This is a genomic window from Bradyrhizobium sp. SZCCHNR1015 (genome assembly GCF_032489875.1).
GTDB lineage: Bacteria > Pseudomonadota > Alphaproteobacteria > Rhizobiales > Xanthobacteraceae > Bradyrhizobium.
Map to the genome: position 1 here is coordinate 86126 of NZ_JAUEYW010000012.1, position 19349 is coordinate 105474.

Sequence of the window (19349 nt, forward strand, 5' to 3'; positions counted from 1 at the left end):
CCGCGCCCCATCGCTGGCGCTCCGGTTGATTGCTTCAGCGATCCGGCACGAACACCGTCCCCAGCGCCGCCGGCGCAGTGGTGCCGCCGGTGCGGGCGCGCGACAGCAGCACCAGCACGATCACCGTGGCGAGATAGGGCAGCGCCGACATGAACTGCGAGGGGATGCCCACGCCCGCACCCTGCGCATGGAGCTGCAGGATCGTCACCGCGCCGAACAGATAGGCGCCGACGACAAGGCGGCCCGGTCGCCAGGATGCAAACACGACCAGCGCCAGCGCGATCCAGCCGCGTCCCGCGGTCATGCCGGGAATGAAGAAAGGCGTATAGGCCAGCGGCAGATAGGCGCCGGCGAGCCCGGCGCAGCCGCCGCCGAACAGCACCGCGAGCAAACGGATGCGCAGCACGGGATAGCCGAGCGCGTGGGCGGAGACATGGTTGTCGCCGCAGGCGCGCAGCACCAGGCCGGCACGGGTGCGGTACAGGAACCACCAGACGGCGATGATCAGCGCGAGCGACAGATAGACGAACGCGTCCTCGCCGAACAGGATGCGGCCGACCAGCGGAATGTCGCTGAGACCGGGAATGGAGAGGTGCGGCGCGGTGCCGATGCGCTCGCCGACGAAGCGCGCGCCGATCAGGCCGGACAGACCGATGCCGAGGATGGTCAGCGCGAGGCCCGTGGCCACCTGATTGACGGCGAGGCCGAGGGTCATGAAGGCGAAGATCAGCGACATCAGCATGCCGGCGACGATGCCGCACAATGCGCCGACGACGATCGAGCCGGACAGCCAGGCCCCGCCGAAGCCGCAGGCCGCGCCGACGATCATCATGCCCTCGACGCCGAGGTTGAGCACGCCCGAGCGCTCGGTGACCAGCTCACCGGTGGCCGCCAGCAGCAGCGGCGTCGATGCGGCGAGCACCGACAGGATGATTGCTTCAACCAGCACCACTTTGCACCTGCCGCGCGGCGAAGACGAGCTTGAAACGGTAGAGGATGAGGGAATCGCAGGCGAGCACGTAGAACAGCAGGATGCCCTGGAACACCTTGGTCACATCGAGTGGAATCTTCATCGTGATCTGGGCCTGCTCGCCGCCAATGAACGTCAATGCGAGGAAGAGCCCTGCAATGAATATTCCAACTGGATTGAGCCGCCCCAGGAAGGCCACGATGATCGCGGTGAAGCCATAGCCCGGCGAGATGCCTGGTTGCAGATGTCCGATGGGGCCCGCCACCTCGATGATCCCTGCGAGACCGGCCAATGCGCCGGACACCGCGAATGTCAGGAGGATGAGCTGGTTGGCGTTGAAGCCGCCGAAGCGTGCCGCGCGGGGGGCCGCGCCGACGACGCGGATCTCGAACCCCTTGATGGTGCGCTCGAGCAGCACGAAGGCGCCTGCAACGACGAGCAGCGCGATGACGCTGCCGAGATGCAGGCGTCCGCCCTCGATCAGCACCGGCACGGTGGCGACCGGGTCGAACTCCGCCGTGGTGGGGAAGTTGAAGCCGGCGGGATCGCGCCAGGGGCCGCGGACGAGATAGTCGAGCAGGAGATCGGCGACATAGACCAGCATCAGGCTTGTGAGGATCTCGCTGGCGCCGAACTTGACGCGGCACAGCGCCGGGATCAGCGCGTAGAGGGCGCCGGCTGCGGCGCCTGCGACCAGCATCGCCGGCAGCACCCAATGTCCGGCCTCGGTGCCTTGCGTCTTGACCGCGATCCAGCTGCCGGCAACGGCGCCGATCAGGAACTGGCCTTCGGCGCCGATGTTCCAGGCGTTGGCGAGGTAGCACAGCGACAGACCGATCGCGATCATCACCAATGGCGTCGCTTTCACCGCGATCTCCTGCAGCGAATAGCCGTCGGTGAGCGGCGCGACGAAGTAGACGCCGAGCGCGGTGATCGGGTTCTTGCCGAGCACGGCGAACAGCACGCTCATCGTGACGAGTGTCAGTCCGATCGCGATCAGCGGCGAAACCAGCGCGATGGTGCGCGAACGCTCGGCGCGCTTCTCAAGCACGAGCTGCATGCGCCGCCTCCTTCTCGAGGCTGGCGCCGCCCATCAACAGGCCGAGCCTCTCCCGCGTGGCCTCGGCGCGCGGCAGCGCCTCCGACAAGTGTCCATGAAACATCACCGCGATGCGGTCGGCGATCTCGATCAGTTCGTCGAGGTCCTGGCTGGTGACGAGGACGGCAGCGCCGGCGCTGGCGAGATCGATCAGCGCCTGGCGGATGATCGCGGCGGCGCCGGCGTCGACGCCCCAGGTCGGCTGGTTGACGACCAGCACCGCCGGCGTGCGCAGGATCTCGCGGCCGACGACGAACTTCTGCAGGTTGCCGCCGGACAGGCTCGCCGCTTCCGGATCCCGCTTGGCCTTGCGGACGTCGAATGTCTCGGTCGTCAGATCGACCGTCCGCAACGTCGCGGCCGCGTTGATGAAGCCGTGCCGGACCATGTCGCTCGCGGCGTGTCCGGTCAGCAGCGCGTTCTCGGACAGCCGCATCCGCGGCGCGGTGCCGTGCCCCAGCCGCTCCTCCGGCACGAACGCCGCGCCCATCTTGCGCCGTTGGGTGATCGAGAGATTCCCGCAGGCGAGGCCGTCGATGATGATCGTGCCGGGCTCCTTGACGAGGCGTTCGCCGGACAGCGCAGCAAACAGCTCGTCCTGGCCGTTGCCGGCGACACCGGCGATGCCGAGGATCTCTCCGCCCTTCAGCTCGAAGGAAATGTTCTTGAGAGCCACGCCATGCAGCTCGCCCGGGGCGAGGGTGAGATCATTGACGACCAGACGCGGCACGGTGGTGTGCCGCTCGGCCGGCGGCTTCACCTCCTTGATCTCGGTGCCCACCATCATGCGGGCCAGCGAGGCAGCCGTCTCCAGCTTCGGATTGCAGGTCGCGACCTTCCTGCCGCCGCGAAGGATGGTGGCGGTGTCGCACAGCCGCTTCACCTCTTCCAGCTTGTGGCTGATGTAGAGAACAGCGCGGCCTTCCGCTTTCAGGCGCTCCAGGACGACGAACAGTTGGTCGGCCTCCTGCGGCGTCAGCACGGCGGTGGGCTCGTCCAGGATCAGGAATTTCGGATTCTGCATCAGCGCGCGCACGATCTCGATGCGCTGCCGCTCGCCGACCGACAATTGCCATACCTCGCGCTTCGGATCCAGCGGCAGGCCATAATCGCGCGCGACATCCGCGAGCCGCGCCGACATGGCCTTGAACGGCTCCTTGCCGTCGAGCCCGAGCGCCACGTTCTCGGCCACGGTGAGGTTGTCGAACAGAGAGAAATGCTGAAACACCATGCCGATGCCGAGGGATCGCGCTTTGGCCGGGCCGGACAGCTGGACCGGCTCACCCTGCCAGCGCAACTCGCCGGCGCTCGGCTGCACCAGTCCATAGATCGTCTTCACCAGGGTCGATTTCCCCGCACCGTTCTCGCCGAGCAGGGCGTGAATCTCGCGTGGCCGGATCTCGATGTCGATCTTGTCGTTGGCAACGAAGTCGCCATAGCGCTTGGTCAATCCGACCGTCTGCAGGAGCGGAGGCGTAGATTTCGGATCGACCGGCGCTGGGTCAGGCATTTGCTGCGTCATGGGGCAGGGGGAATGAAGCTGCCTCAATTGTGATCTAATTTGCCGCGGCGCGTAAGAGGCGAAAAGCGCCATCCTTTGCCCAACTCTTGTCCAACGGTTCATCCGCGGAGACCGGCGAATGCAGCGCGCCGTCGGTTGCAGGCATCGCAGGCCGCAATCGAGTCGAGCGCAGCGCCCCATGACGTTCTGTGGCACTTCTGCGACACTGGCCGGGAAATCGATCCGGTCGCAGCAGGCTGCACGTTGGATGAGCAGCGTCATGCAATGCGCGTCCAATGGCGCGCTTGCGCTCACGGGTGATCGCGAAATCGTGCGAGAGGCCAGGCGGTGCTTTTCGGAAAAACTTCAGCAATGTGAAGCAGCAAGATCGTGATCCGGGAGCGTCGCGGCCGCGGCCAATCGTCCCATGGTCGCGCCCGCGACCGCCACCGTCGACGCCGCAATACGGCATAACCTTGATCAAACTGCGGGCAAGTCCTGGAGAAAGTTGAGGCTTCTCCGGCCGGTGGAACGGCGCAACTGTGCATGCAAGTCGGGAATCTGCGCTTGTCAACTGGGGGTGTTCGGAATGTCGTTTCGTCAAATAATCGCGGCGGCCGTCGCGCTGGGCGCGGTCGCACTGACGTCAGTCGGTGTCGCTGGGGCCGCTGATCTGCCCGCCAAGGCGGTCGCGAAAAAGGCTCCGGCCGAGGTGCCGTTCTTCCTCGTCGTCGACAATCGCGTCAGCTACTCCTACATCTTCGATGCCAGCCAGCCTGGTGCATGGAGCGTGAACGGCAACGGCACATTCAATGCCAAGACCGCCAAGCAGGTCTACTCGTTCACCCATTTTGACGTCTGGGGCTACGGCACCAACTTCTTCACGATCTCGCTGTTCAAGTCGGACCACAACGACCCCGCCGGGCCGTGCACGCAGACCGGCGGCATCGTCTCGCCCAACGCCGGCTTCGCGTTCACGCCGGCGAGCTGCGCCGGCGCGACCGAGATCTACGGCCTGTTCCGCTCGACCTTCGGCTGGAATCAGATCTTCAACACCAAGGCCTTCACCATGGGCCCGCTGCAGAACATCTCGTTCGAGGTGGGCATGGATGCCAACACGGAGAATCGCTATTTCGGCGCCGCCAAGCGCGACGTGGTGGCCGGCCTGCAGTTCGCGTTCAACCTGCCCTACAAGGGCTATTTCAACGTCGCTCCCCTGATGTATTGGGAGTTCGCCAACCACAACTCGTTCTCGCAATGCGGCGCCGGCTGGTCGAACCCCTGCATTACTGACGGCAATACCTCGTTCAAGCCGACCTGGGCGGTCGAGACCAACTACTACATGGATCTCGGTTTCCTGCCCGAGAGCATGCAGTTCTTCTCGATCTCGGGCCGCGCCGGCTGGTACGGCAAGAAGGGCACCGACACCGAGCCGCTCCCGGCGAGCGTCGCGAACGGCGTCTATCCGACGAAGGTCGAGTTCAACTCCGAGCCGATCCGCCTGACCTTCGACGCGTCGAAGGCGATGTGGGGCGAGAAGCAGAGCCACATGATCGACGTCTGGGTGGCCTATCGCTACTGGCAGAACAAGTTCGGCCTCGACCACAACAACGCGGTCGGCTGTTCCGTCGCCGGCGTCGGCGGCACCCGCGTCGCCACGGGCGCCTGCACCGAGTCGTCGCTGTATTCAGGCGTGACCGTGAAGTTCTGATATCGACCGAGCCACGCAAGCAGGCGCCGCGCCTCCGGTCGCGGCGCCTGCTTCATTTGTCCCAGGCTCCCTCATGCAGCGTCGCGGCTTCGTCCTCCAGCAGGGGGCCGACGACTTCGGTCGCACGCTGGCCGCTCGCGAACACGTCGCGGCAGGGCAGGTCGAGGGTCGGGTTCTCCGGATGGTTGCCGGTGAGGTCGCGCAGCCGCCGTTCGCTCAGCCCATAGACCACGCGTCCGATGCCCGCCCAGTAGATCGCGCCCGCGCACATCGCGCATGGCTCGGCCGACGAATACAGCGTGGCAGCCGCTCTGATTTCGGGCGCAATCGAAATGCAGGCCTGGGTCGCGGCCAGCCGCTCGGCATGCGCGGTGGCGTCATGTGCCGGCATATAGCCGTTCTCGGCCTCGATCAGAACGCGGCCGTCGGCCGCGATGAGCACCGCTCCGAACGGATGATTGCCGTTGGACGTCGCACGGCGCGCGATGGCGAAGCTGTGGCGCAGGAAATGTGCGTCCCGGTCTTGTGCGTCGGCCTGCCTCTGTCCGTCTCTTGCCTGATCTGCCGGTCCCATCGCCACTCTGCTCCGTTGCGGGTCGGGGGATCCTGCGCCGGCGCGGAGACGTCCGCAACCGCGGGAACTGATGGCCCGCGGCTCGCGTTTCCCGGCGCACGAGTGCGGAGAGAGCGGGCAGGCGACATGGCGGCAAACGCGGATTCCAGGGTGGCCGTCTATGCGGCGCTTGCCGGCAATCTGCTCGTGGCCTGCACCAAGATCGCCGCGGCGATCTGGACCGGCAGCTCGGCCATGATGAGCGAGGCGATCCACTCCGTCGTCGACACCTCGAACGAGCTCCTGCTGCTCTACGGCTTTCATCGCGCGAGCCGTCCGCCCGACCGACGGCATCCGCTCGGGCATGGTCGTGAGCTCTACTTCTGGAGCTTCATCGTTGCGCTGCTCTTGTTCGCGCTCGGCGCCGGCGTCTCGCTGTACGAAGGCGTCGCGCATCTGATGCATCCGCTGCCGATCGAAGACCCGACGGTGAACTACATCGTGCTCGCGCTCTCATTCGTCTTCGAGGCTGGGTCCTGGTGGGTGGCGGTGCGACGCTTTCGTGCGGCGGCCCCGGGTCTCTCCTACCTCGAGGCATTCAGGCGCAGCAAGGACCCGCCGGCCTTCATGGTCGTGTTCGAAGACACCGCGGCCCTGATCGGCATCGTCATCGCTGCTGCTGCCATGGCCGCGGCCGTCGCCTTCGATCAGCCGGCATGGGACGGCATCGGGTCCATCCTGATCGGCGTGCTGCTTGCGGTGACCTCGATGGTGCTCGCGCGGGAGAGCAAGAGCCTCCTGATCGGCGAGCCCGCGGATCCCGAGCTGGCGCGTTCGATCCTCGACATCGCGCGCAGGAGGCAAAGCGTCAAGTCGGCCAACGGGCTGCTCACGGTGCAGCTGTCGCCGCAGCAGGTCGTCGTCGCGCTGAGCATCGAGTTTGCGGACGATCAGCGCGCCGACGACATCGAGCGGGCCGTCGTGGCGATCGAAAGCGAGCTGAGGGCGCGGCATCCGATCGTCGCGGCGCTGTTCGTCAAGCCGCAGACCGGCGCCCGCTATCAGGAAATGCGTGAGAGCCTGCTGCAAGATGGTTCGGCTTCGGCGTGAGATTGGCGGCTCAGCGGTCAGACGTCGCCGTTTCGTGCAGGCGAATGGTCGAGCCATGAGATGCTGGAGCCTGAGCCGCGCACAGCGCTCCTAGGGCGGTGTCCGCGCGGCCAGCGGTGCGCTCAAGAGTACGATCACCAGCAGCGCGGCCAACATCCAGAACGCGGCCGGGAGGCTCGTGGCCGCGGCGACGAACCCGATGCCGGCCGGTCCGAGCAGCACGCCGGAGTAGCCTGCGGTGGTGACGGCAGCGACGGCCAGCCCGACCGGCATCGCGGTCTGCGCCCCGGCCCGGCGGAACAGCACCGGGACGAGGTTCGACGCGCCGAGGCCGATCAGCGCAAAGCCCGCCATGGCAGCAGCAACCAAGGGAGCCGTGAGCAGCAGGACGAAGCCGGCGATCGCGATCGCGCTGCCCCCCAGCAGCGTTGCGCGATCACCGATCCGGGCAACCACGGCATCCCCGACGAGGCGCCCGGCGGTCATTGCGATCGAGAACATGATGTAGCCCAGTCCGGCCTGTGCGGCCGGCAGGCGCCCGGAACCGGCGAGCAGCAGCGCGCTCCAGTCGAGCATCGCGCCTTCGACCAGGAACATGATCGCCGCGAGCGCTGCCAGCAGCAGCACCGCGCCATGGGGAAGCACGAGCAGAGGCCCCGTTTGCGCGGGCTTGCTCGCCATCAGTCGTGGGGCAGCGACGATCATCGCGGCCAAGGCGAGTGCGCAGCAGGCCAGCGTGCCGAGCAGCGGCGCGACGTCGAACGCAAGCAGCGCGGTCATGACGCCGGAGCCCGCGAAGCCGCCGATGCTGAACTGGGCATGGAAACCCGACATCAGCGGACGCTCGCTCAGCCGCTCGACGTCGATCGCCTGGATGTTCACGGCGACGTCGAGCGAGCCCAGCGCCGCTCCGAAGGCGAACAATGCGAGCGCAAGCGTCGCTGGCGTTGCGGCGATCGCCAGCAGCGGCAGGAACAGCGCGAGAGCGATGCCGCTGACGACGACGACCGGCTTGCTGCCATAGCGGGCGCTCAGCAGTCCGGCGGCCAGCATCGATGCGACCGAGCCCACGCCGAGCGAGAGCAGCAGCAGGCCGAGCGTCGCATCGTCGACGCCGAGCCGCTGCTTGGCAAACGGCACCAGCGGTGCCCAGCAGGCGATGCCGAAGCCGGCGACGAAAAAGGCCAGGCGGGTCGCGAGCCGCGCCGCGCTGTGATCAGAACTCATTTGGAAGATTCCTGACTTTCTGAAAGGCGCTGTCACACCGGCGGAGCGGCCGTCACGATGGTCGCTCCCGCCCGTTTGAGCAGGGCAAGTCGAGCCGCCGGCGCATCATGCTCGACGGTGAGCTGGCTGATCGTCTTGGCGCCGGCGACACGGTGAGGCGCTCGGGTCTCGAGCTTCTCGTTGGTGACCATTGCGACGCTGACGCGGCTCAGCGACAGCAGCGTCCGCTTGAACGCTGCGTCGGTCGGATCAATCGCGCTGATGCCGCCTTGCGCCGACACGGCGCAGGCGCCGATGAAGCAGCGGTCGATGTTCAAGCGCTGCATCTGCATGAGGGCGTCGGCGTCGACACAGCCGCCGACTGCGGGGTGAACGGAGCCGCCGATCATGATCAGTTGCAGGTCCTGCCGATGCAGCACGGTTGCGGCAATGTCGATGGCGTTCGTTGCGACGGTGAGATCGAAATCATCGGGCAGGACCTCAGCGAGCGCGAGGTTGGTGCTGCCACTATCGAGGAAAAGAAATTCGCCACGCGCGATGCCGCGGGCGGCTGTCCGGGCGAGCGCCAGCTTGCGTTCGCGATCCTGCCCGATCCGCGCCGCCATCGGGGTCATGCCGCCGGCGATCGGCAATGCGCCGCCGTACACCCGGCGGCAGCGTCCTTCGGCGGCAAGCGCGCGAAGATCGCGCCGGATCGCATCCTCGGAGACGCCGAATTCATGGGCCAGGGCGGCCGCGATGACCGCGTGCCCTGTAGCGAGGCGGCCGGCGATCTGGTCGCGACGCGCCAGTGGAAGGTCTGACATGCCTCCTCATATCAGGCAGGAACAAGAATAACAACGTGCATAATCGTGCACGATGCAATTTGTTGTTTGCGCGGCCAGCTGGGCATGTCATTGCCAGATGTCGAACTGTTCGGGAGCAGGACGTGACCGCCGTCGATTCGTCAGCAACGCCGGCCTTTGTCGCCGTCGACTGGGGCACCTCCAGTTTCCGTGCCTGGCTAATGGCAGGAGACGGCACGGAGCAGGCGGAGAGCCGTGGTGGCGAGGGCATGCTGCATTGCGCGACATCGGGCTTTGCGCCGGTGCTGCGCGATCATCTGGCGCAACTCGGCGCGCCGGCCGATGTTCCGGTGCTGATCTGCGGCATGGCCGGCGCCCGGCAAGGCTGGGTCGAGGCGCCGTATCTGCACACGCCGACCCGGCTGGAGGCGTTGCACGCCGGCGCGATCGGCGTCGACACCGAGGGCGACGTCAGGATTCTGCCGGGGCTGGCGCAGGCCCGTGCAGATCAGCCGGACGTGATGCGCGGCGAGGAAACCCAGCTGCTCGGCGTCACCGAGCCTGACTTCACCGGGATCGTCTGTATTCCGGGCACGCACAGCAAATGGATCCGGATCGATGCCGGCGCTGTGATCGATTTTGCCACCTACATGACTGGCGAGCTGTTCGCTGTCGTCTCTCAGCATAGCATTTTGATGCACGCCGTCGAGCCGGAAGCCTCGACCGTCGCGCACGACGCGGCATTCCGCGAGAGCCTTGCGGCGGCGCTTGCCGCGCCGACGGCACTGACCAATGCGCTGTTCCGGCTCCGCGCAGCCCAGCTCCTCAATTTCGAGCAGCGGTCCGACGGGGCTGCGAGGCTCTCCGGGCTTCTGATCGGCAGCGAGATCGCCGACGCGCGGGTGCGGTTCGGCGCCGAGCTTCCGCTGCGGTTGATCGGAGCGGGCCGGCTCGGCCGTCTCTACTGCGCGGCGCTGGCAGCTGCTGATTTCGACGTGAACGAATGTGATGCCGAGCAGGCGTCCCGGCGCGGCCTGGTCAAGGCCGCGCGGCAGATCTGGGGAGCGCGTTTCCGACCATGACAAAGTCCGTTGCCTGGCCGCACGTCAAGCGGTCGCTCGTCGCGATCCTGCGCGGCATCAAACCCGACGAGTCCGAGGCCGTCGTCGATGTCCTGATCGAAGCCGGTTTCGAGCTGATCGAGGTTCCGCTCAACTCGCCGGAACCGTTCGCCTCGATCGAGCGTCTCGCCGCCCGGTTCGGCAAGCACTGCCTGATCGGTGCAGGGACGGTCGTCAATGCCGCAGATTGCGTGCGGGTCGCGGAGGCCGGCGGGCGTCTGATGGTCAGCCCCAACGTCGACGTCGAAGTGCTGGCGACCGCGCAGGCCTATGACATGGTGACCATGCCCGGGGTGTTCACGCCGAGCGAAGCGTTTCTCGCGCTGCGTTGCGGCGCCTCGGCCCTGAAATTTTTTCCTGCCTCAGTGCTCGGTCCGTCGGGAATTGCCGCGCAGCTTGCCGTCCTGCCGAAGGGCGTCGTGGTCGGCGCCGTCGGCGGCGTGTCGGACAGCAATCTCGCCTCCTATGCTGCAGTCGGCGTGCGGGCCTTCGGACTGGGCTCGAGCCTGTACAAGCCGGGCATGAGCGCGAGCGATGTACGGCAGACCGCGGCCGCTTCGGTTCGTGCCTATGACGAGGCCATCGCAGCGGCGAGCTGAGTGCGTCCACACTCCATGACGGTCTCGTGATGTTGTCGGACGAGCGTCGCGACCGCCTTCGTCACCGCAACGACCGGCTGGCTCGTTGTCTCGGTGACGGCGTGGACGATCCGGCGCAAGCTGCGCGTCACGGCAACGGCCCGCAAAGCTGCGGGTCGTTGCGACAACGCTCGGCGGCGGCCTCCGCTGGTCAGCTCGCGGCGGCGTTGATCTCGGGCGATTCGCCTTCCTCCGCAGACTGCGTGAACGCCTGCAGCGCCTCCGCCATCTGCATGCGGCCGCCGACGCCGGTGATGACGACGTCGACCATCGTGAACGACGAGTGGAAGTGGCCGTGGGCCTTGAGTTGCCCGACCGGCACGCCGGCGGCGGCGAGCGCTTCCGCATAGGCGACACCCTCGTCGCGCAGCGGATCGAACTCGCAGGTGACGATGTAGGCCGGCGGCAGGCCCTGCAGCTTGCCCCGCAACGGCGACGCGCGCGGATCGGTGCGATCCGCCGGCGAGCAGTAGATGTCCCAGAACCAGTACATCAGGCCGCGCGTCAGGAAGTAGCCGGCCGCATTATCGGTGTAGGAGGGACGATCGAAGCTGCAGTCGGTGACCGGGCACACCAGCAGCTGACCGCCGATCGCAGGCCCGCCGCGATCCCGAGCGAGCTGGCAGGTGACGGCTGCGATGTTGCCGCCGGCGCTCCAGCCGGCCACCAGCACCGGTCCGTCGCGTCCGCCGAGCTCGGCGGCGTGCTCGGCGACCCAGCGCGCCGCTGCATAGCCGTCCTCGGCCGCCGCCGGGAAGCGGTGCTCGGGCGCGTGGCGGTAGTTCACGCTGACGAAGATCATGTTGGAGCGGCGGCACATGTCGCGGCAGAACGGATCGTCCGACTGCTCGTCGCCGAGCACCCAGCCGCCGCCATGGAAATACACGACGATCGGATGCGGCCCGGGCGTGGCCGGACGGTAGAGGCGGTAGGCAAGAGGGCCCTCGGCGCCTTGCAGAGTGCCGTCCTTGACCTCGCCCACGGGGCGGCCCGGCGGTCGGGCCTTGTTGAATTCGGCGACGAAGTCGCGTGCGCCTTGCGCGCCCATCGATTCGATCGGCGGCAGGTTCATCTCGGTGAGCATGTTCAGCACCAGCCGCACATCCGGCTGCAGCTTCACGATCTCGCCGTCGTTGCACTGGCTCGCACCGTTCGGGCCCGTGAGCTTGAAGCCGAGCATGCCGCGGCTGACGACCTCGTTGCAGATGCCGCGATAGGGCCCGACGCCGCCGGTGTATGGCATCAGCGTCTGCGGCTTGCCCGGCACGTTGGCGCCTGTGTACCAGGTGTTGGCGAGCCGGTGCAGCGTGACCGTCGAGCAGTCCGCCATGTGGCGCATCCAGCCGGCCTGCGCGGTCTCGGTCGGCTCGATGGTGGTGAAGCCGGCGTCGCGCATCGCGGCGAGACGATCGACCACGAAGTCGACGTGCTGCTCGATCGACACCGCCATGTTCGACAGCACCGATGGACTACCGGGACCGGTGATCAGGAACAGGTTGGGGAAGCCGGCGACCGTCAATCCAAGATAGCTCTCCGGGCCATCAGCCCAGCTGTCGTCGAGCGACTTGCCGCCACGGCCCTTGATCGGATGCACCGCGCGGATCGCGCCGGTCATGGCATCGAAGCCGGTCGCGAACACGATGACGTCGATGTCGAAGCTGCGCTTGTCGGTCTTGATGCCATTGGATGTGATGGATGCGATCGGCTCCTTGCGCAGGTTCACCAGCGTCACGTTCGGACGGTTGAACGTCGCGTAGTAGTTCGTGTCCAGACATGGACGCTTGGCGCCGAACGGGTGATCGTGCGGCGTGAGCGCCTCGGCCGTCTCGGGATCCTTGACGATCTCGCGGATCTTCTCGCGGATGAGATCGGCGAGCAGCGCGTTGCCGTCGGCATCGACGCCCTGGTCGGCCCAGAGCTGCGTCAGCATGCCGACGAGATCGCCGGAGGCCCACATCTTCTCGAAGCGCTCGCGGCGCTCGGCCTCGCTCAGCGCCCAGCTGAACTCGGTGGCCGGCGGGATCGGCACGCCGGTCATCGACCAGCGTGCCTGCTCGCGCAGCCCCTTGCGATCCTCCGCGAGCTGCGCGGCGCGATCGGCCGGGAGCGGACCGTTGTGCGCCGGCAGCGCGAAATTCGGCGTGCGCTGGAACACCGTGAGCTGCGCGGCCTGCTCGGCGATGATCGGGATCGACTGGATGCCGGACGAGCCGGTGCCGATCACGGCCACGCGCTTGCCACGGAGGTCCACGCCATCATGCGGCCAGCGGCTGGTGAAGTAGATCTCGCCCTTGAAGTCGTGCACGCCGTCGATCTCCGGCGGCTTCGGCTGCGACAGGCAGCCGGTCGCCATGATGTAGTGGCGGCAGGACACGGCAGGGCCGTGGTCGGTCGTCAGCAGCCAGCGCTCCCTGGCCTCATCCCAGGCGGCGCCGAGCACGCGGGTGCCGAAGCGGATGTCGCGGCGCAGATCGTAGCGATCGGCGACGAAGCCGAGATAGCGCAGTATCTCCGGCTGGGTGGCGTATTTCTCCGACCACTGCCAGGCCTTTTCGAGCTCGGGATCGAAGGTGTAGCTGTAGTCGACGGTCTGGATGTCGCAGCGCGCGCCGGGATAGCGGTTCCAGTACCAGGTGCCGCCGACGTCGTTGGCCGTATCCAGAGCGACGGTCGAGAAGCCCGCCTTGCGCAGACGGTGCAGCAGGTAAAGCCCTGCAAATCCGGCCCCCACGACGGCGACATCGACCGTCTGCGTTTCACCGCCCGACGCCTCCGACGCGCGTGTCTCGACAATCCCGTCTGACATGCTGACCTCCCGATGATTTTGTGATTGGAGGAAAGGCTAGCTCTGCTCGCATGGTTTGTCAGCAGCCAAAACAACGATCTGCGGTTGTTGCAGTGCGGACCGTGCAGCGCGGCAGGTATGCCAGGCGCTGATTTTGCATCGCCGGTCAAAAGGCCGCGACGGAGTGGACAAGACCCTGAGAAAGCGACAGAAAGCCACCCTGCCGCGTCGCATTCACCAAGTTTCAACGCATCGCGACTGTAACAACCGCTACACTACGCCACCTCCACGACTGAATCAGGCCAGGCCCATGCCGCTATCGCTGCCCAAGCAAAAGATCCGCGTTCTGCTCCTCGAGGGCGTGAACGACTCGGCCGTCCGCATGTTCGAGGCCAACGGCTATACGGAAATCGAACGGCTGCCGAAGGCGCTCGGTTCGGCGGAGTTGAAACGTATGCTGTCGGGCGTGCACATGCTTGGCATTCGCTCGCGCACGCATCTGACCGAGGAAGTGCTGCAGGCCGCCGACCGGCTGATGGTGGTCGGCTGTTTCTCCGTCGGCACCAACCAGGTTGATCTCGATGCCGCGAAGCGGCTCGGCATCCCCGTGTTCAATGCGCCCTATTCGAACACCCGCAGCGTCGCCGAGCTGACGATCGCCGAGGTCGTGATGCTGATGCGCCGCATCTTCCCGCGCTCGGTGTCGGCGCATGCGGGCGGCTGGGACAAGTCCGCCAATGGCAGCCGAGAGGTGCGCGGAAAGACGCTCGGCATTGTCGGCTACGGCAACATCGGCTCGCAGCTGTCGAACCTCGCCGAGGCCATGGGCATGCGGGTGATCTTCTTCGATCTCACCGACAAGCTCCGCCACGGCAACACCGAGCCGGTCGAGAGCCTCGACGAGCTCCTGGCGATCAGCGACGTCGTGTCGCTGCATGTCCCGGAGACGCCGGCGACCGCCAACATGATCGGCGAGCGCCAGATCCGTCACATGAAGGACGGCGCCTATCTGATCAACAATTCGCGCGGCACGGTAGTCGACATCGAGGCGCTGGCCAGCGCGTTGCGCGAGGGCAAGCTCTCAGGTGCTGCCGTCGACGTGTTTCCGGTCGAGCCGGCCTCGAATGCCGATCCGTTCGTCTCGCCGCTGCAGGGCCTGCCCAACGTGATCCTGACCCCGCATGTCGGCGGCTCCACCGAGGAGGCGCAGGACCGCATCGGTGGCGAGGTTGCGCGCAAGCTGATCGACTATTCCGATGTCGGCTCGACCTTCGGCGCCGTGAACTTCCCGCAGGTGCAGTTGCCGGCACGCCCGACCGGCACGCGCTTCATCCATGTCCATCGGAACGTGCCGGGCGTGCTGCGCCAGGTCAACGATGCGGTGTCGCGGCACAACATCAACATCCTTGCGCAATATCTGCAGACCGATCCCGAGGTCGGCTATGTCGTGCTCGAGACCGACGTGGTCGGCGGTGAGGGCGAGGCGCTGCTGTCGGAGCTGCGCGCGGTGGAGGGCACGATCCGCGTGCGCGTCCTGTACGATCACGACCGGCCCTGAGGCTGTGGAGGCTGCCGCGCGATGACCGGCTCGTCTGCATCGTCTTCAGCCTCGTCCATCGTTCTCAGCACGACGGTGCCGGCGCGCGTGCTGCGCCATGATCCGCAATACGGCATGTCGACATTGTTCTTCGCCGACGGCGAGCTGCGCGTGCCGATGGTCGATGCGGCTCTTGACGCCGGCGTCTCCGTGACCATCGAGGCCCGCGACGTCTCGATCGCGCTGTCGCGGCCGATGGATGTGTCGATCACCAACCGGCTGCCGGGCCGGATCGAGGAGATCCTGCCGCTCGATCCGCCCTATGTGCGCGTGACGTTCGATCTCGGTGCGACCAGGCTCCACGCGCTCGTGACCTTGGAATCGGTCGAGCGGCTGGCGTTGGAGCCGGATCTGTCGGCCTGGGCGATGATCAAGAGCGTCGCGATCGGACCCGGCGCGGTTCGGCCTTCGGAGCTGCCTCGGCCGCGCCGCTGGCCCGCTTCTGATAGCGGGGATCGGTAGCTTTCTGCAGCTCGACGAGCGCCGCAGCGGTGGCCGTGCGGGTGCGCCGCTCCATCGAGCGATACAGCGCGATCAGCCGCTCGCCGAACGGCGTGATCTCGGCGCCGCCGCCGCGGCGGCCGGGATGGGTCTCGAACACCGGCGTCTCGAAGGTGCGGTTGAGCGCATCGACCATCAGCCAGCATTTGCGGTAGGAGATGCCGCTCGCGCGCGCGGCGCCCAGGATCGAGCGCTCCCGGCGGATGAAGTCGATCAGCAGCAGATCCTCGGGCGACAGACTTCCGCCGTTGCCGAAAGTGATGGTCAATGCGATCTGAGCTTCGCGCTTCATCCTATTCCGATCCGCTCGCGTTGTGAGCCGATCATGTCACGCGGGCTCTGCGCTGTCACCATGCGGCCGGACCACGCTTCGATCCAGCCGGCACGGCGCGCGACTTCGACCGGGACGCATTCGGCGAACACGCCGGCGAAGCGCGTCCACGCCTCCATCATCGCAGGCGATACCGCCGTGATGATCGGAAGCCCGGCTGACATCGCCGAGCCGAAGGCGTCGGCGAGGCCACCTCCCGCCGCCTCCTGCTTGCCGAACTTGCTGAGGATCACGACATCCGTGCCACGCGCGATCGACTGCTGCACGGCGGCGCAGGCCAGCACCAATCCTTCGGGATCGAGGTTGCAGGCCTGCGATCCCGGGCCGAGATCCTGCGAGATCGAGAACATGCGGTTGTCGTCGAGGCTGCGCAGCATCATGGCCTTGCACGGCCTGGTCTTGTCGACGCTGCTCTCGATCACGCCGGAGACGCGCAGCCCCACGCCTGCGAGCCGCGTGGCGAGTTCGTCGAGCAGCTCCTGGATGACGGTGGACGCGGCGCCCTGCAGCGCCACGATCTGACATGTCCCGACCTCAGCGACACCCATGGCAGTCCTCCTCACGCATTGGCGGAGACGCGGCCCGCCTTCCGACCGGTTCGCATGATCTCTTGGACAGCCGAGACGACGCTCGCGGCGATCGATCGCCCGCGGTCGTCCATGCCGGTCCATGCGGCGTGGCGGCCGCGCGGATCGATCTCCAGCAGCTTGACGTTGGCCGGCACGCGCAGACCGTCGCGCGCGATGCCGCGCAGTGCGCCATCGAGCGGCGCCAGCACCGGCGTGCCGCCGAGCGATCCGAGCTGCAGTCCTTTGTAGACGCGGGTGCCGATGTCGAGCGGCGTATGCCAGACGGCGTCCTGATCGGAATAGACGAAGCGCTCGCGGCCTGCGCCGCCGAGATCGCGTGCCTTGCCGTCCGCATCGCGCGTCGTGCCGTGCGCCACGATCGCGCCGGTCTCGCAAGGATGTGTCTCGACCGCGATGTCGCAATTGTGCCCGACCGCAAAGCGCGGCCCAATGCCGACGGCGATGCCGGCGACGCCGCGCAGATCCGGCGTCGCCAGATGCTTCTGCATCCGTGCATCGACGATGACTGCGGGATAGCGGAACGCGATGATGTCGGTGAGATGCATCCCGGTGACGGCGACCCGGCCTGGCTCGCGATGAATGCGCACGACGTCCGCGATGCCCTCGGCCCGGCAGCCGATCACGCCGTCGATGTCGCACGTCTCACCATACAGGACGTCGTGAAAGGCCATGCCGCGTCGGATCACCGGCGGAAAGGCGTCGTGACAAAGGACGAGCGCGAAGCACGCCTGGTTGAGCTTGGCCGCGATCGCGGAGGCGATCTCGTTGGTGCCCAGCACCAGCGCGAGCGGCTTGGGCGCGTTCGGATGCCAGGTGACGGCTGCGGCTTTCATGCTGATGACCTCGTGTTGCGAGATCGAATGAGCAAGCCGCGGGCCAGATCGTCAGGCGCCGACCAACTTGTTCATTGCATTGAGGAAAAGCAGGCAGGCTTCGGCTTTGCGATCCAAAGCTATATTGTTTAGGATATAACATCGGACGCTATATTGTCGCTTATACAACATGTGTTGCGATGGTGGGGGGAGGGTCGGCGCGTGCCGATCAGACGATGGGCTCTTCGCGCCGAACCAGCGCGACGCCCTTGACCTGGGCGTAGACGGCAAGCCCCGCCTGCAGGCCGAGCTCGTTCCACGAGCGTTGGGTGACCCGCGACAGCAATCGCGCGCCCTCACCGTCCTCGCCGAGGCCGAGCAGGGCGGTGACGCGGTGGTCCGATTGGCTGCGGATTTCCAGGATCTTCGCGCGCAGCACGTTGACGATGGTGCTGCGGCTCGGCATTTCCACGGCGAGGCTGACGTCATCGGCCAGCACGCGCAGGCGGCGGCGTGTTCCGGACGCAAGCGGCTCGGCCGGCAGCACGAAATGCCCGCCGGGCACCGCAAGCGTCACCATGCCGTCGATGGCGTCGTGCTTCAGAACGGTGGCGTCGAGACTCACCGCAGCATCGCGGGAGAGCGCGAGCGGCAGTGTCAGGTCGGCTTGGAGCACGGACAGCGGGCCCGAAGCCAGGACGCTGCCATTGCGCATCAGCACCAGCTGATCGGCGAGCCGCTCGACCTCCGCGATATCGTGGCTGATGTAGAGGATCGGCAGGTCGAGCGCGGCATGCAGGCGCTCCAGATAGGGCAGGATCTCGTCCTTGGTCATCTGGTCGAGCGCCGACAGCGGCTCGTCCATCAGCAGCAGCTTTGGCTGGCTGAGCAGAGCGCGGCCGATCGCCACGCGCTGCCGCTCGCCGCCGGACAGATGGCGCGGCGAGCGCTCCAGCAGCTTGGCGATGCCGAGCAGCGACACGACCTCATCGAAGCCGATGGCGGTGGGGCCGGACGGGCCGGGATGGCCGTACATGAGGTTGCGGCGGACGGAGAGATGCGGAAACAGATTGGCTTCCTGGAACACGTAGCCGATCGGGCGCCGGTGCACCGGGCGGAAGGTCTTCTCGTCCTGCCAGACGTCGCCGGCGACGGAGCATCGTCCGTCCAGGCGGTTGAGGCCGGCGATGCTGCGCATGACGGCGGTCTTGCCACAGCCGGACGGGCCGAAGATCGCGGTGACGCCGCGCGCCGGAACCTCGAACCGCGCGTTCAGCTCAAAGCGCCCGAGCGTACCGCGGAAATCGACCTTGACGGTGCTCATGACGCCCGTCGCGTCATCTTCTTCTCGATCAGCATCATCGTCAGAATGACGCCGAACGAGAACACGACCATGCCGAGCGCCAGCACGGAGGCTTCGGTCCATTGCGAGGTCTCGACGTAGTCGTAGATCGCGACCGACAGCACCTTCGTCCTGCCGGGAATGTTGCCGCCGATCATCAGCACGACGCCGAACTCGCCGACAGTGTGGGCAAAGCCGAGGATCGCGCCGGTGAGGAAGCCGGGGCTCGCCAGCGGCACGGCGATCGTCCAGAACGCGCGCCAGGGCGAGGCCCGCAGCGTGGCGGCTGCTTCCAGGGGCTTCTCGCCCATGGCCTCGAAGGCGTTGCGGATCGGCTGCACCACGAACGGCATCGAGAACAGCACCGAGCCGATCACGAGGCCCGGGAAAGTGAAGGCGAGGGTGCGTGCGCCCCACAAGGAAGCCAGTGCCCCGCCCGGACCGCTCGGGCCGAGCGCGACCAGCAGATAGAAGCCGAGCACGGTCGGCGGCAGCACCAGTGGAATCGCCACCAGGGCTGCGACCGCCTCTTTCCACCACGCCTGCGACCGCGCCAGCCACCATGCGATCGGTGTTCCCACGATCATCAGAATGACGGTCGTGATCGCTGCCAATTCGAGGGTCAGGCTGACCGGTTGCCAGATATCGGCCGAGACGTGCAAGTTCATCCCTGGAA

At 66.9% G+C, this 19349-nt stretch carries 18 protein-coding genes; 6 read left to right on the top strand and 12 right to left on the bottom strand.

Going from position 1 to position 19349, the window contains the following annotated elements:
- Nucleotides 1-34: 34 nt before the first annotated feature.
- The 3 genes from QX128_RS20870 to QX128_RS20880 are packed head-to-tail and all read right to left on the bottom strand — an operon-like array spanning nucleotide 35 to nucleotide 3579.
- A complete protein-coding gene (locus tag QX128_RS20870) occupies nucleotides 35-952 on the bottom strand; it encodes an ABC transporter permease (RefSeq protein WP_316238394.1) in 918 nt (305 codons plus the stop codon).
- Nucleotides 939-2030 (bottom strand): ABC transporter permease, encoded by a 1092-nt coding sequence (locus QX128_RS20875; protein ID WP_316177891.1) that lies wholly within the window; start codon nucleotides 2028-2030, stop codon nucleotides 939-941. The genes QX128_RS20870 and QX128_RS20875 overlap by 14 nt, the downstream gene beginning before the upstream one ends.
- The gene (locus tag QX128_RS20880) at nucleotides 2014-3579 is read right to left on the bottom strand and encodes an ABC transporter ATP-binding protein (RefSeq protein WP_316238395.1); all 1566 of its coding nucleotides are present in this window, start codon (nucleotides 3577-3579) and stop codon (nucleotides 2014-2016) included. The genes QX128_RS20875 and QX128_RS20880 overlap by 17 nt, the downstream gene beginning before the upstream one ends.
- A 580-nt stretch (nucleotides 3580-4159) precedes the next feature.
- Here QX128_RS20880 and QX128_RS20885 point away from each other — a divergent pair.
- A complete protein-coding gene (locus tag QX128_RS20885; RefSeq protein WP_316177893.1) occupies nucleotides 4160-5281 on the top strand; it encodes a hypothetical protein in 1122 nt (373 codons plus the stop codon).
- A gap of 52 nt (nucleotides 5282-5333) precedes the next feature.
- Here QX128_RS20885 and QX128_RS20890 read toward each other — a convergent pair whose 3' ends face one another.
- Nucleotides 5334-5855, bottom strand: a complete 522-nt coding sequence (locus QX128_RS20890) for a nucleoside deaminase (protein ID WP_316238396.1) — start codon at nucleotides 5853-5855, stop codon at nucleotides 5334-5336.
- Between the two features lie 126 nt (nucleotides 5856-5981).
- On the opposite strand from QX128_RS20890, the gene QX128_RS20895 reads away from it, so the two are divergent.
- On the top strand, nucleotides 5982-6944 hold the full coding sequence (locus QX128_RS20895; RefSeq protein ID WP_315804408.1) for a cation diffusion facilitator family transporter: 963 nt from the start codon (nucleotides 5982-5984) through the stop codon (nucleotides 6942-6944).
- Between the two features lie 90 nt (nucleotides 6945-7034).
- Here the strand turns inward: QX128_RS20895 and QX128_RS20900 are convergent, their stop codons facing one another.
- Complete coding sequence (locus tag QX128_RS20900) at nucleotides 7035-8171, bottom strand: MFS transporter (protein WP_316238397.1); 1137 nt, start codon at nucleotides 8169-8171, stop codon at nucleotides 7035-7037.
- A gap of 32 nt (nucleotides 8172-8203) precedes the next feature.
- Nucleotides 8204-8977 carry a DeoR/GlpR family DNA-binding transcription regulator gene (locus QX128_RS20905; RefSeq protein WP_315804410.1) on the bottom strand — a complete coding sequence of 258 codons (774 nt, stop codon included), beginning with the start codon at nucleotides 8975-8977 and terminating at the stop codon, nucleotides 8204-8206.
- A 122-nt stretch (nucleotides 8978-9099) separates the two neighbouring features.
- On the opposite strand from QX128_RS20905, the gene QX128_RS20910 reads away from it, so the two are divergent.
- A complete protein-coding gene (locus tag QX128_RS20910) occupies nucleotides 9100-10038 on the top strand; it encodes a 2-dehydro-3-deoxygalactonokinase (protein WP_316238398.1) in 939 nt (312 codons plus the stop codon).
- Entirely contained in the window at nucleotides 10035-10676 is a 642-nt protein-coding gene (locus QX128_RS20915; RefSeq protein ID WP_315804412.1) for a 2-dehydro-3-deoxy-6-phosphogalactonate aldolase, read from the top strand. The genes QX128_RS20910 and QX128_RS20915 overlap by 4 nt, the downstream gene beginning before the upstream one ends.
- 190 nt (nucleotides 10677-10866) lie before the next feature.
- On the opposite strand, the gene QX128_RS20920 is transcribed toward QX128_RS20915, so the two are convergent.
- Entirely contained in the window at nucleotides 10867-13521 is a 2655-nt protein-coding gene (locus tag QX128_RS20920) for a flavin-containing monooxygenase (RefSeq protein ID WP_316177899.1), read from the bottom strand.
- 289 nt (nucleotides 13522-13810) lie between these two features.
- On the opposite strand from QX128_RS20920, the gene serA reads away from it, so the two are divergent.
- Together serA and QX128_RS20930 are read left to right on the top strand one after the other, a co-directional pair.
- Complete coding sequence (gene serA / locus QX128_RS20925; RefSeq protein WP_315804414.1) at nucleotides 13811-15058, top strand: phosphoglycerate dehydrogenase; 1248 nt, start codon at nucleotides 13811-13813, stop codon at nucleotides 15056-15058.
- A 21-nt stretch (nucleotides 15059-15079) separates the two neighbouring features.
- The gene (locus tag QX128_RS20930; RefSeq protein WP_316238399.1) at nucleotides 15080-15559 is read left to right on the top strand and encodes a TOBE domain-containing protein; all 480 of its coding nucleotides are present in this window, start codon (nucleotides 15080-15082) and stop codon (nucleotides 15557-15559) included.
- Here the strand turns inward: QX128_RS20930 and QX128_RS20935 are convergent.
- From QX128_RS20935 to modB, 5 genes are all read right to left on the bottom strand, one after another.
- A complete protein-coding gene (locus tag QX128_RS20935; RefSeq protein ID WP_315804416.1) occupies nucleotides 15468-15890 on the bottom strand; it encodes a LysR family transcriptional regulator in 423 nt (140 codons plus the stop codon). The genes QX128_RS20930 and QX128_RS20935 overlap by 92 nt on opposite strands.
- Nucleotides 15887-16477, bottom strand: coding sequence for a DUF2478 domain-containing protein (locus QX128_RS20940; protein ID WP_316238400.1), 591 nt, complete (start codon nucleotides 16475-16477; stop codon nucleotides 15887-15889). Before QX128_RS20940 ends, QX128_RS20935 begins: the two co-directional genes overlap by 4 nt.
- A gap of 11 nt (nucleotides 16478-16488) precedes the next feature.
- Nucleotides 16489-17352, bottom strand: a complete 864-nt coding sequence (locus QX128_RS20945; protein WP_316217572.1) for a xanthine dehydrogenase — start codon at nucleotides 17350-17352, stop codon at nucleotides 16489-16491.
- Nucleotides 17353-17560: 208 nt separating this feature from the next.
- Nucleotides 17561-18655 carry a molybdenum ABC transporter ATP-binding protein gene (gene modC / locus QX128_RS20950; RefSeq protein ID WP_316177908.1) on the bottom strand — a complete coding sequence of 365 codons (1095 nt, stop codon included), beginning with the start codon at nucleotides 18653-18655 and terminating at the stop codon, nucleotides 17561-17563.
- On the bottom strand, nucleotides 18652-19341 hold the full coding sequence (modB, locus tag QX128_RS20955) for a molybdate ABC transporter permease subunit (protein ID WP_316177910.1): 690 nt from the start codon (nucleotides 19339-19341) through the stop codon (nucleotides 18652-18654). Before modB ends, modC begins: the two co-directional genes overlap by 4 nt.
- Nucleotides 19342-19349 lie beyond the last annotated feature (8 nt).